The organism is Peribacillus sp. NJ4, from assembly GCF_030348345.1.
Classification (GTDB): Bacteria; Bacillota; Bacilli; order Bacillales; family DSM-1321; genus Peribacillus.
Map to the genome: position 1 here is coordinate 343,651 of NZ_JAUCFQ010000001.1, position 13,253 is coordinate 356,903.

Here is a 13,253-nt window from a genome sequence, read left to right on the forward strand (position 1 = left end):
TAGTTTTAACATCACCATCTTTTTGTCGTCTATCTTGTAAATCTATTAAAATATGAAAAATAATAACAATATCCTAGTTTGAAATAGGAAAATAGTGACTATTATCTCTTAAATTCACCCCAAAAGTTGTGATATTTTTATACTAAGTAAGAATATTCCAAAAATACATTATTTTAGAGGAGGAAAGTTCATTGATTAAACGTAGCTTGTCCATTCTAGCAATCTTTCTATTAGTATTTACTGCAAGCGTTTCCGCAGCCAAGCTCCCAGATCCCCCGACCGGTTCGGGCGGTGCAGGTGAGAAGAATCAGGAAAGTATTATAAAACTGAAGAAAAATGATTTGGGGAAGAAATACAAAAGCAACGAGAAGGTCAGGGTCATCGTAGAGATGAAGGATGCCCCGGCAATAGAAACGGCTTCGAAAGAAGGGAAACTTTTTAAACAGCTATCGAAAAATAAGAAACAACAATTAAAGTCCGAAAAATTAGCTGTTCAGAAGAAATTGAAAAATAAGGTGAAAGAGAAGAAAATAGCTTTCAAGGAACTTGAAAGTTTTACCACAGTCGTCAATGGGTTCAGTGGTGAACTTCAATATGGTGAAATCAAAAAGGTGGAAGCCATGCCTGAAGTTGCTGAAGTACATATAGCGAATGAATATGAACGTCCTGTAGAAAAACCCGAGATGCTTTATAGTAAAGAACTTGTCCAAGCCCAGGAAGCTTGGAGGGAATATGGATATAAAGGGGAAGGGATGGTCGTCGGGATTATCGATACTGGAATCGACCCATCTCACCGTGATATGGTCCTGAACGACGAGAATAAGGCAGAACTGACTGAAAGTGAAATTAGCGGAATGAAGGAATCTAGCCATCTATTAGGCAACTATTATACGGCGAAGGTACCTTATGGATATAATTACATGGATGAAAATGAAGAAATCCTTGACCTTGGTGAAGGGGCCTCCATGCATGGAATGCATGTAGCAGGGACGGCTGGTGCCAATGGAGATGAAGCGAATGGCGGCATTAAAGGGGTCGCTCCTGAAGCCCAGCTGCTTGCTTTAAAGGTCTTCGGGAATGATCCCGCCATGCAGACAACATGGGGAGATATATATATTAAGGCAATTGACGACGCAATCATCCTTGGGGCGGATGTGCTAAATATGAGCCTTGGCTCAACTGCAGGTTTTGTATCAGCAGAAGATCCGGAGCAGCAGGCAGTATCCAGAGCTGTTGATAATGGGATCCTCATGTCGATTTCAGCAGGAAACTCGGCTCACTTTGGAAATGGATTTGCAAACCCATCAGCCTCGAACCCGGATATTGGCGTTTCAGGTTCACCTGGACTTGCTTATGATTCGGTACAAGTGGCCTCGGTCGAGAATAACTATATGGATTTGGATGCGGCGACTTATGATATAAATGGGCAAGTAGGAAAAGCGCCGTTCATGTCGGCTTCGAGCGTACATCCCAATGCTTTAAAAGAAAAGACGCATGACTTGGTTGCCGCGGGTCTTGGGACGTCGGAGGAGCTTTCCAAAGTGGATGTAAAGGGCAAGTTCGCCCTCATCGAGCGCGGCACACTTTCTTTTATTGAAAAGACTCAAAATGCCCAGGCAGCAGGAGCGGCAGGAGTCATTATTTACAATAATGCTGATGGATATATCTCCATGGCTACAGATCAAAACATCACGATTCCTCAGCTGTTCATGTTGAAATCGGATGGTGCAAAGCTGAAAGCGGCCTTAACTGATGGAGAAAAGGTGAAGATTACTTTTAATGGTGATAAAACAAAAGCTGTAAATCCAGAAGCAGGAAAAATGAGCGCATTCAGTTCATGGGGAGTCGCACCGAACCTGGATTTCAAACCGGAAATCACTGCTCCAGGCGGACAAATTTATTCGACGTTGAACAACGATGAATATGGAATGATGAGCGGTACTTCGATGGCCGCGCCACATGTATCCGGAGGCTCTGCACTGGTTCTTGAAAGAGTGGATAAAGACTTTAAATTAGATGGATCTGCCCGGGCCAATTTGGCTAAGAACCTGATGATGAATACTTCAAAGCCATTAATGGATCAGGGGGTCGTCAATAACGCCCTTGCATGGGAGAATCCTTACTCTCCTCGCAGGCAGGGAGCTGGAGTCATGCAGCTCCAATCCGCATTGTCCACACCTGCTGTCGTGACGGAGGTGTTCACGAAAGAAGCGAAGGTTGCAATGAAGGAGATCGGCAATAAGTTCGCCTTTACTTTAAAGGTTGAAAACTTCAGCAACAAAGCAGTCAAGTATGATGTAAAAGGAAATATCCAAACAGACTATGCAATCCAGGGACAACTGGGTTATTCCGCGCACCAGTTAGAGGCACAGGAAATAAAGGACGCTTCTATTAAAATTAATAATAAAGATACAAATAAGATTACCGTACCTGCAAAAAAATCGGTTACATTCGAAGTGAAGGTGGACATAACCGATGCAAAGGTACTTGGCGATGACCTTCAGACTCTTGTAGACGTTGACAAGGTCTTTCCAAACGGATATTTTGTTGAAGGGTTCATTTCATTGAAGGATCCAGCTGACACTAATCCGGAACTGCATGTACCCTATGTAGGGTTTAAAGGGGAGTGGGACAAGGCCCCAATCCTTGATGGCACTAAATATGATAAAGAGTCTTTCTATGGCATGGCAGGTGGAGTATCGACAGAAGGTGAAGATTTCACTTATCTTGGCTACGACCCTGCGGGGAAAACATTTAATGGCAAAAATATTGCGATTTCCCCAAATGGCGATGGAGCGCAGGATGACTTCGTGCCTGTCCTATCATTCTTAAGGAATGCGAAAAAGGTAGAATACAATATATTGAATGGTGAAAACAAATCAGTCCGGAAACTTCGCACAGAGAATAATGTGCGTAAGGACTATTATGATGGTGGGGAAGGGACCGCATACTCACTTAATCCAGCCCGTAAATGGGACGGTAAAATCAATAATGCACTTGCTAAGGATGGGGTCTATCATTTTGAAATCAAAGCGATGATAGATTACGAGGGTGCAAAATGGCAGACTTTTAAAATGCCTATCAAAATCGATACGGTAAAGCCGACAGTCAAGATTTCTAAAAAAGGCAATGTATTAACCATCCAAGGTAAGGATAATTTGAATGGTTCAGGACTTGCTTATTACGATGTGCAAGTCGATGGAGCATCCATCATGGAGGAGCCGCTCCCGGCGAATTCGAAACAATTCACCCTACCTGATGTAAAAGGGGAAAAGGTTCAAGTAGTGGCAATTGACTATGCAGGTAATGAAAAAACGGCTGAAACTGAATTAGCCAGTGATTCAGCTCCAATCGATAATCATGCACCAGCTGTAAAGATCAAAAGTCCTGAAGCATTAAGCGTGAACAATAAAAACAAAATCAAAATAACAGGAGATATTGAAGAAGCGTCGGAAATAAAGGAATTTAAAATAGATAATAAAACGGTCCCTGTAACGTATAACAAAACGAATAATAAATATGAATTCTCATATGAAAAGAAATTTGAAGACGGCGTCAAAAGCTTTACGGTTAAAGCGACAGACAAATGGGATAACACGGTTTCCTTTAAACGGACGATTATGGTCGATACAACAAAACCAGGTATAAAAGTTAAAGGCGTACCGGCAACTGTAGGATTCAAAGGGAAAAATCCAAAAGTGGATGTGACGGTAGAAGATAATTTCGATGAAATCCGCCTTTACCTGAACGGAAGCGAAGTATTCTATAATGAATTCAAGGAACCATATAAAATGCGTGCCTATAAGAAGAAGATAGAGGATCTGGAACTGCCGCTTAAATCAGGCAACAACAAGTTTGAATTTAAGGTGACCGATCTTGCAGGAAATGAATCGAAGAAATCCTTTAACATCAATAAAGCAAAAAAATAACGAAAGGCAGCCCTCTTACCCAAGAGGGCTGTTTTTGCGTAAAAAGATTTCCGGATTATGAATTTGGAGTATGAATTCTTTCGTGATGATTTTGGAGTAGTTTGCTGCGTTTTCACCGTGCTAATATGGAAATCTATTAGTGAGGAAGTATTTTCATTATCTAGCAGGTAAATAGTGAAAGGTAAAGGAATTAGGTATAAAGAACTGATAAAAAAGGAGGATATCTATGTATCGTAAGAAGTATTCGAGCAAAAAGGTATATAATCGTGGAATTACAGTGAAATTTGAAAGAAAAGGAAGCGACTCATCACTTACAAAACCGAGTTTCTTTGATGCACTTCAGCACGTCAATTCTCCATTTGAAAAAGAGCCCCGCTCAGATTCACCCTATCAGGATTTTCCGCTATTTCAGGAGGTAGCCCTTTCTTTTTTTGAAAAGGGTGCTAAAACATCAATTAATTATGACCCACACCAAGAAAAAATCACCATTGAGGAAAGTTCAGATGAATATCATCAGAATAAGGGGGAAGCGCTTGCCGAAATCCTCGATCATATCATGATCAATCATGGAAATCACCATTCTTTTTTCATCATCCAACTGAAAGAATGGAACGTAAAAAGGAAATCAGGCACTCCGTGACTTTCTTTACATTTCTTAGGCAGGACATTGAAAGCAGGTCACTTTCGTTAAAGTGGAACGTAATTCGACAAGGTTCGTTACCCGGTACATGTAAATTGTTCAGTTCAATATGAATGGGGGCTGCCACGAGCAGCTCCATTAATGTCTCAATACGATGAGGCGCTTTTGATCATTCAAGAATTCAAACTAACGAACGAATGATCTTTGAAAGGGTTTGAATGCCATAAGCTAATTGGTCCTCCGAGGCGTATGAATATGAAAGCCGTAGATGTGTCGTGTCATTTGGTTCATATATGTACCCCGGATTAAGGAGTATGTTCTCTTTTATCGCTTGCTTGAAAAGATTTGGATTCACGATGGGTTTACATAATTTTAACCATATATAAAATCCGCCTTGAGGTATATTCCATTCGGCCAGTCCCTTAAAATATTGATTGAGTAGAGATAATGTAAAATCTCTACGTACTATCAACTCATGCCTTAGCCACTCTAAATGCTTTGAATATTGACCACTTGCCAACCATTCTGCCACAAGGTATTGGGAAAGTGCACTGGAACCGTAATCCATTTGCATTTTAATATCTGCTAAACGTTCAATCACAGTTATTGGACCAGCAACCCATCCGATGCGCAATCCGGGGCTTAACGTTTTGGACATACTGCCAATGTGCAATACAAGGCCATCTGCATCAAGTGATTTTATAGGTAGCGGTGGTTCCTTTTCAAACCACAAGTCACTATATACGTCATCTTCAATAATCGGAATCTGTTCTTTTTTGCATATGGATAGGAGGCTTAGTCTTTCTTCTTTTGTCCATGTAGTATTTGTTGGATTGTTGAACGTTGGAACAGTATAAAACAATGAAGCTTTCTTCTTTTCAATGATGCGCTTCATTTGTGTGGGAATACTTTCACGGCCTTGGTTTGATAAACCTACTAAGTTCATGCCCGCTGATTGAAAAGGATGAACAGAATTTAAATAGGAAGGGGATTCATGTAAAATCATTGATCCCTTTTGAAGTAAACCGACTGAAATCAATTGGAGTGCTTGAAGCCCGCCAGAAACGATCATGAGGGAGCTGGGGCTTGCCTTGACCCCTTTTGTTTCTAAATAAACACTTATACATTGGCGGAGCCTTTTATCGCCCTTTGGTTCAGAATAACCCAATGAGTGGGCATCGAAAGAAGTGGAATGCAGCGTCTTTTCGATTTTTTTTGTCGGCAGGAGAGACGGTGAAAGTTCGCCCGTGCCTAATCTGATGATGGTGGTGTCTGTTTCATACTGATTAATGTCCTGAATCGTTTTTAAATTAGGTTCATGAAGGCCATTCCGGACATAGTTTCTCCAGTCGGGCTGTTTGCTGGAGACGAGCACATTCCATGTGTTATTCGAAACGAATGTACCGGACCCTACCTTGGTTTCCAAAAGTCCATCTGCAATCAACTCATCTATAGCTGTAATGATGGTACTTCGGTTAACGCCAAAGGAATAGGCCAATGAGCGTTGTGCTGGAAGCTTGGTCGCAACGGGCCATTCCCCCCTTGTTATTTGTTGTTTCATCCAATCCACTATTTGTTGGTGAAGTGATATGTTGGATGTCCGGTTAGGTCTCCATTCGATGATCATACGAAAAATCACTCCTTTCAGGTCTATATTCATTATAAATTGGTTGGATTGAAAACCAACCAATTGGATGGTCATTTCCTTTGTTTTTTTCATTATACTGAATGTGGGGGAGGGAGGTATTCGTATGGGACCATTTTTTCATGGATTATTATTGGCATTAGGACTGATACTGCCATTAGGAGTCCAAAATGTATTTATTTTTAATCAAGGAGCAATCCAACCTACGTTAAAAAAAGCATTGCCTGCAACGATCACAGCTGCCATTTGTGATACCGTACTCATTCTGTTAGCCATTTTAGGTGTATCGTTGATTGTCATGCAATATGATTGGTTGCGTCTTACGTTAATCATAATCGGAGTTATATTCCTATTGTATATGGGTTTTCAGATTTGGTCTGCCAAAGCAAATACACAGTCAGATGCTCAAACTATGCAAATGTCCGTTAAAAAACAAATTGTATTTGCTTTATCGGTATCATTACTCAATCCACATGCAATCTTAGATACGATAGGTGTAATCGGTTCTAGCTCACTTGTTTACTCAGGAACTGATAAAATGATTTTCACGGGAACATGCATCGTTGTGTCATGGTGCTGGTTCCATGGATTATGTCTTGCGGGACGATTGCTGAAAAAGGTTGATACATCAGGCAAATTCCTTGGAATATTAAATAAAATCTCTGCACTCATCATCTGGATTACGGCTCTCTATATGGTGAAATCGTTTTTTTGAAAAAATGATATTGTGCAGCATTAACCACTTTATGGGCACTTTTAAAAAAATGAAGGAGAATACATATTATATGTATTCTCCTTTTATGTCTTGATAAGCAACACCCCGCACTCATTCATCTTCATATCGAGAGAGCGGGTGTTTGAGTGTGAGAACATTATTGAAGAGCAACCAAGTCCTTGATTTCCTCTGTGGAAAGTTCGGTGATCCAGTTGTCACTGCTGATGATTTCGTCGTTCAGGGCTTGCTTTTTATCAAGCATCTGGTCGATTTTTTCTTCCAGTGTCCCTGTGCATATTAGCTTATGAACGTGAACGAAACGCTGTTGCCCAATTCGGTATGCACGGTCGGTGGCTTGATTTTCAACAGCTGGGTTCCACCAGCGATCATAGTGAATCACGTGGTTTGCTTCTGTTAAATTGAGCCCGGTGCCACCTGCTTTCAGCGAGAGAATAAAGATAGGGAACTCCCCATCTTGGAATCGGGTGATCATTTCATCACGCTGTTTCTTGTTCGCACTCCCGTTCAGGAATGGCACTTCAAAGCCATACCGTTTTTCCAACAATTCTTTCATCATATTGCCCATCCCGATATATTGTGTAAAAATGAGACAGCTTTCATCCTGTTCGCGGACAGCATCGACAAGCTCAGTCAGCTTCTCGAGTTTGCCTGATCGGTTAGGCGCCTTCATGATGTTTTCCTTGTCCATCTCTTTTAAGTAAAGAGCTGGGTGATTGCAGAGTTGCTTTAGCTTATTCAGCATCTGCAGGATGATGCCTTTTCTTTCAAAGGCCGACAGTTGTTCGATATCAGTAAATGTATCTTTGATCAATTGTTCATACAACGACGCTTGCTCTGTGGTAAGCGGTACGAATTCTTTTTGTTCTTGCTTATCCGGGAGATTAAGTGCGACTTCTTTATCGCGTTTTGTACGGCGGAGTAAAAATGGCTGTATCAAACGCTGTAATTCTTTGACTTTATCCTTCTGTTCATCACGTTCGATGGTCGCCACATATTTTTCCTGAAACTGACCTAGCGTTCCAAGATAACCTTTATTGATGAAGTCGAAAATCGCCCATAGCTCACTTAAACGGTTTTCCATTGGCGTACCCGATAAGGCAATATGATGCCTGCCATTTAGCTTGCGGACCGCTTTGGATTGCTTTGTTTGGGCATTCTTGATGTTTTGTGCCTCATCAAGGATTACGCTGCTCCAATGGATGGAGGACAGTTCAGCTACATCTTGGTGGGTCAGGCCGTAGGATGTTAAGACAATATCGTGGTCCGCTGCCAGTTTAGTAAATGCTTCACCCTTAGCCCGATTTGAACCGTAGTGAAGGTGAACTTTAAGTGTTGGTGCGAATTTTTCCAATTCCTTTTGCCAGTTGCCTAATACTGATGTTGGGCAAACGATGAGCGCCGATTGTACAGAGACGGTTTCGGGTGGAGAGGTATTCACCTCAGCCTCATCGCTGCTCTCTTCGTTACTTTCCTCTTCGACGATGATCGTTTCACTCTTTTGTTCGTCCAAGGGAGTAGTGGGCAGCTCTTTACTTGCTCCTTCTTTGTCTTTCACATGAAGGAGGTAGGCAATCATCTGGACAGTCTTCCCAAGCCCCATATCGTCGGCTAGACAAGCACCAAAACCATGCTCCCTTAAAAAAAGGAGCCAGCTCATGCCCAGTTTTTGATAAGGTCGTAAATCGCCTTGAAGTGTATTGGGGACGGGCAAAACGGATATGTTTTTTGTTTCCCTGAGTCTTCCCACCATTTTACGAAGCTCCTGGTTCAATTCAAATTGAATCCGGAGCATTTCGTCGTTTTCAGAATCGTTATCGCTATCTTCATTTACGCCATTCAACAATTCCTGCTGCAGCAAATCAGTCAGCTGGATTCCTTTTTCATTAGCCGTTTCCATCAGCTCCTGAATTTGTTTAATGAAAGCGGGATCAAGCTTGACCCATTGGCCACGGATGAAAACAAGCCGCCTTTTTTCATTGACGAGCTCCTCGAACTCCGCCTCAGTGAGCTCTTTGCCATTTAATGAGAAACGCCAATCAAAGTCCATTAAAGCCTTTAACCCGACATAAGAAGGGCCGCGATTTGATTGGCTCTTTACTTTTGCCTTAACCTTCAAAGAGGACTCCTTCAAGGCAAGCCACCAGGATGGAAGGAGAATTTCGACGCCAAGAAACAGGAGTTTTTCGCTTGCGTCGGTCAAGAACTCCCATGCATCCGTTTCCGAAATCTCCCTTTTTAGACGTCCATTCTCTCCAAGCCATGGCACGACGAGTTGCCAGCGTTTCGTAGCACGCACCACTTCACTTGCATACTTATTCCAGCCACGCGGCAGTTTCTTTCCTGTATATGTTTCGATGATATTCTCATCCTTTTTGGAACGAAGGGTGACATCGAGTATCCAAGGCCCATTACCATCAGGAGGCTCAGTTAAACGGAGGCCTATAGTGAATGGTTTGGGATCGGGTTGGGTCCCGAGCCATTCCTGCCAGCTGTCTTTGTCAAAAAAGGATTGCAATTCTTCGGGAGAAAGCCGTGAATCCTTTAATGCCCCGACGGCTTCACTCCATTTATGCTGCATGGGTGAATAGTTTTTTAAATACATATTAGCGGCACCGTTATACCACTTTTCGATAAATGTACGATTGGTTTCCAGTTCAGGTGAAGGGAGATCCAAAGATATTTCTTCTTCCCAAAACGAAGGGACGAATTCCTCCTCCACCTCTTCCGGCAGCTTCCAGCCGATGGAGTCCAACTGAAGATTAGTGAAATCCGGTACGGGGATTCCAGCTTCTATGGATTCATGAAGCACAGGCGCTGCCGACAGGCAAAGGGAGGATATCTCGGACCATTCCCATTCTATGAAGGAATTAAAGCTTTCCCTTGCAAAAAAGTTGAGAAGTCCCCAAGCGTCAAGAATGAATACAGGACTTCCATCAACTAAATCCGTGGTCATTTTAGTACCATAAAAGCTTGCGTCATCCCAATTGAATAACAGCCTGCGTATATAATTGGTATTGAGGAAGGTATTCTCTTCATTGACTACGCCAAGGGCGTAGGATCCGTTTTCGAGAGCCGCTATTTTGATTTTTAATTTCCCTGGATTAAACATCGATAAGCTTACCCCTTTTTAGTTCTTCTTGGAAAGCGCGAAGCCGTTTGGTTGAATCAGCTACATAAAGTATATAGCGTTCGAATACGTCTTCCTTTTTGCTCTTTTTGTAGATGGTGCGCATCCTTTTCAAATAACGGACAGCTTGCTTATATGCAGGTCGGTTTTTTAAGGAAACTTTTTCCTGAACTGCATGATAATATAGGGGCAAGATTAGTTCCGGTTCTTTTGAGACCACTTCTTTGATGGATTCACTGCTGATTAAGTCAATGCTGATTTCTGAGTAAATATGCATCTCCACCCATTTTTTATATTGTCCTTGTTCAAAAAGGAAATTTGCATAATTCCAATAGCTGTGCGGAAGTGTAGCTCTGTAAAATTTCTCAAGCAAATCGGTTCGTTTTAGCTTATAACAGCAACTGTTAATTAAAGTCGTAAAGGTCCGTACGAAATCTACCCGCTGATAATAATCGGATAAATCCGCAAGAAACTCCTGGACATTAGCGTTGATGAATTCAATGAAAGGGATGGCGCGTGACCGGTTGTCTGATTCAGACAGGAGGTTCAGCCAATAAAAAATGTATGGACAGGCTTCCTTCTTCAATTCATGGAGTAGTTCAATCGCTTGCTTATCATGATTATCCAGAAGGGATAGGTGAATGGCTGCGAGGGAATAGGACGTCCTCTCAGTCGTGCCCATATACTTTTCAGGAAGTTCTTTCTTGATTCGTTCCAGTTCCTCTTTACGCCATGAGGAGTTGGAGAATAAGTAGCTCCAAATCTCCCGGTAGAGGTCGATCTTTTCATATTCCAGACCATCTCCTCCATCCAGCAGCTTGGCTACATCCTCCTTGATGCTGAAAACGAAGGGATCAAAGGCGAATGGCCTAGCTTGCCGGCTAAGCGGCTGCACCGTTTCATGAAGCTCTTCTGCTAGGTCGACAGCAAGTGCATAAAAGACCCGGATCATTTGCGTCTGACTTTTATGTAACTGAATCATTCTCAGTGTCAGCTGCATCGTGCAAAATTGCGTAACGAAATGGTAAAGCAGTTTCCATTCCCTTTCCATTGGAGCTTTAGAGCTAAGGCGTTTTAAGTAAGTTTGTATATGGTTTTCAATCATATAAGTAGGCTCGCCAATATGAGGCTCGACATGTTCCTCAAAGGTAACATTCACGAATTGCTTCCATGATGGATAGCTTTTATCTAAGGTGATGGATTTCTCCCCAGCCTGTTTAAGTAAATCACTCGCCCGTTTTACTTGCTGCAGTGCTTGGGCGGTTGAGGTATTTTTTGGTGCTTTCCATTCGCTCAGCCAGTCGGAAACACTAGCGTGTTCTGAATACGAAGAAAAGAAAACGGCCATTTGATGCCGGCAAATGAACCTTGAATCACATGTACAGCTTCCATCCTGAGGGAAGAGTAGGTTCAGCCTGGCCTTAAAGCGCGTTTCATCCTGTACCTCAGCCGTAATCGTATCTGCCGCTTCTTCTTTAATATCAACAAGCCCCTGACGGTATAACTGAAGCCCTTGATTCACCACGTCCGAATCTTCCGGATTCCCGGCCTCCAAAAATTCCGCCAGCCGCTCCCCAACTAACAACAACTCCCGCTCCATACTCTCCTCCTTCAGGGTCAAGCCCTGTTTACCAAAATTATATTTTTGTATGATCATGAACCATCAGTACTTTAACAATCGTAGTCTTGCCTGGGTTAACCAAGGAATTGCCACAGTGACAATTTTAAAAGCCATCACAGCATATGTACCATGCTTGACTTTTTTCGTGGCCATTCTCTTTCCGTCTTTTCATTTAACCCCTGTAAAAGTCAATATCGTCAAAAACCCCCTTGAATATAAGCGGTTCGGATATATAGCCTTCCAAACAGGAAAAACTAGCATTCATGCTAACCATGCCACAAATCCTTCATCCGCTTCACATTGCCAAATAGCCAAGTGATGAGGGGCAGGAACCATTTTTAAAAGTGGGTTTTTGAAGCATCTCTTTATTATACTTCATTTTGGCTTGGAATTTGAAATGTAGAATAGAGGTTTTGGAAATGATGAGTCGAGAGCTTATACATATTCTTGGTGAATGGGAAGAGCCATTCCCGTGGGAATGGCTTTATATATAGAATTAGTTTATTTTCATTTCATTCTTCCAACTGTCCAACTTTTTGTTGATGAATGTAGCGAAGGTATTATTTTTTTGTAATGTGAAGAGAAATGCTGACTTTTCCAAGTACTCTTTTGCCTCTTTAAAGTTACCTACGAGTTCAAAATTGTAACCTAAATGGTAATGTAAATCCGCTAACGCATATAATTGATCATGTTCGAGGCACCACTTTATGGCATCTTGGCAGCAGGCAATGGATTCTTCATATCGGACCAGGCGTGTTAAGACTCTGCCGAAATTATAGGATAAGCGTGTCTTTAGCGTTTTATCGGTCAAAAAGGGCAGGGCTTTCAAGTGATCTAAAGCTTTCCTTAACAAGGCAAAGGCATTTTCGTATTGTTCTTCGGCAACATACATCACACCAAGGCTACTCAAGATTTCAAGCTCCCGTTCCGAATAAATTTTATCAGTCGTATGAGTGATGGCGATGGCCTGATTAATAAACTCAATGGCTTTATCTAAATCTTTATTTTTTTCATATTCGTATATTCCCTTGTGCCAAAGAATCAATTGATGATTCTTTTTATTCTGAAGAAAGAGCGGACTGTTCTCCTCAGCCTTAACAATTTGCTGCATTTCTTCATAATTTCGGGTTCTTCTGGCTATTTTTAATTGATAAATCACTTCTTCGACATAATCCAGCCTAGGGGTCATACCAATATCGAAAAAATAGTTTACATCAACGCCTAAACGTTGAGAAATTAAGTAGAGAGTGGATGCATATGGATAGACATCGCCCTTTTCAATCTTACTGATCTGTGCTTGTGTACAAATACCGGATGCCAACTCTTCCTGGGAAAGTCCGATTTGTTTACGTAGCTCTTTGATCTTTTGTCCAACTGCAAAAAAATCCATTTTGATTCTCCTTAAAATATGCCTAGAGTTATATTTTGTTATGAAAAATCGGTGAAAGCTGTATGTACAGGTCCTGAATGGTTTAAATAGATTCTTTAGTCGAAATTAATGGTTTTAAGAAATGTGGTTAAATATAACTATAGAATTAATTTCTATTTTAACCAA

Annotated in this window: 8 protein-coding genes; 4 read left to right on the forward strand and 4 right to left on the reverse strand. The window is 41.7% G+C overall.

The features are described from left to right. Positions 1–191: 191 nt before the first annotated feature. Positions 192–3,929 (forward strand): S8 family serine peptidase, encoded by a 3,738-nt coding sequence (locus QUF94_RS01750; RefSeq protein WP_289314338.1) that lies wholly within the window; start codon positions 192–194, stop codon positions 3,927–3,929. A 226-nt stretch (positions 3,930–4,155) separates the two neighbouring features. Beyond that, complete coding sequence (locus tag QUF94_RS01755) at positions 4,156–4,569, forward strand: hypothetical protein (RefSeq protein ID WP_289314339.1); 414 nt, start codon at positions 4,156–4,158, stop codon at positions 4,567–4,569. A 181-nt stretch (positions 4,570–4,750) separates the two neighbouring features. Here QUF94_RS01755 and QUF94_RS01760 read toward each other — a convergent pair whose 3' ends face one another. Continuing rightward, positions 4,751–6,289 carry an aminotransferase-like domain-containing protein gene (locus QUF94_RS01760; RefSeq protein WP_353957733.1) on the reverse strand — a complete coding sequence of 513 codons (1,539 nt, stop codon included), beginning with the start codon at positions 6,287–6,289 and terminating at the stop codon, positions 4,751–4,753. Between the two features lie 31 nt (positions 6,290–6,320). Here QUF94_RS01760 and QUF94_RS01765 point away from each other — a divergent pair, with 31 nt between their 5' ends. Then, the gene (locus QUF94_RS01765; RefSeq protein ID WP_289314340.1) at positions 6,321–6,929 is read left to right on the forward strand and encodes a LysE/ArgO family amino acid transporter; all 609 of its coding nucleotides are present in this window, start codon (positions 6,321–6,323) and stop codon (positions 6,927–6,929) included. A gap of 157 nt (positions 6,930–7,086) precedes the next feature. Here QUF94_RS01765 and QUF94_RS01770 read toward each other — a convergent pair whose 3' ends face one another. Together QUF94_RS01770 and QUF94_RS01775 are read right to left on the reverse strand one after the other, a co-directional pair. Next, positions 7,087–10,059 carry a DEAD/DEAH box helicase gene (locus tag QUF94_RS01770; RefSeq protein WP_289314341.1) on the reverse strand — a complete coding sequence of 991 codons (2,973 nt, stop codon included), beginning with the start codon at positions 10,057–10,059 and terminating at the stop codon, positions 7,087–7,089. Further along, complete coding sequence (locus tag QUF94_RS01775; RefSeq protein ID WP_289314342.1) at positions 10,052–11,677, reverse strand: hypothetical protein; 1,626 nt, start codon at positions 11,675–11,677, stop codon at positions 10,052–10,054. Before QUF94_RS01775 ends, QUF94_RS01770 begins: the two co-directional genes overlap by 8 nt. Positions 11,678–11,792: 115 nt before the next feature. Here QUF94_RS01775 and QUF94_RS01780 point away from each other — a divergent pair, with 115 nt between their 5' ends. Continuing rightward, positions 11,793–12,017, forward strand: coding sequence for a hypothetical protein (locus tag QUF94_RS01780; protein ID WP_289314343.1), 225 nt, complete (start codon positions 11,793–11,795; stop codon positions 12,015–12,017). Positions 12,018–12,194: 177 nt separating this feature from the next. On the opposite strand, the gene QUF94_RS01785 is transcribed toward QUF94_RS01780, so the two are convergent. Beyond that, a complete protein-coding gene (locus QUF94_RS01785; protein WP_289314344.1) occupies positions 12,195–13,088 on the reverse strand; it encodes a helix-turn-helix domain-containing protein in 894 nt (297 codons plus the stop codon). Positions 13,089–13,253: the final 165 nt, after the last annotated feature.

Coding starts and splice junctions, on each gene's coding strand:
- QUF94_RS01755 (WP_289314339.1), top strand. CDS start 4,156: ATGTATCGTAAGAAGTATTCGAGCAAAAAGGTATATAATCGTGGAATT.
- QUF94_RS01760 (WP_353957733.1), bottom strand. CDS start 6,289: ATGAAAAAAACAAAGGAAATGACCATCCAATTGGTTGGTTTTCAATCC.
- QUF94_RS01765 (WP_289314340.1), top strand. CDS start 6,321: ATGGGACCATTTTTTCATGGATTATTATTGGCATTAGGACTGATACTG.
- QUF94_RS01770 (WP_289314341.1), bottom strand. CDS start 10,059: ATGTTTAATCCAGGGAAATTAAAAATCAAAATAGCGGCTCTCGAAAAC.
- QUF94_RS01775 (WP_289314342.1), bottom strand. CDS start 11,677: ATGGAGCGGGAGTTGTTGTTAGTTGGGGAGCGGCTGGCGGAATTTTTG.
- QUF94_RS01785 (WP_289314344.1), bottom strand. CDS start 13,088: ATGGATTTTTTTGCAGTTGGACAAAAGATCAAAGAGCTACGTAAACAA.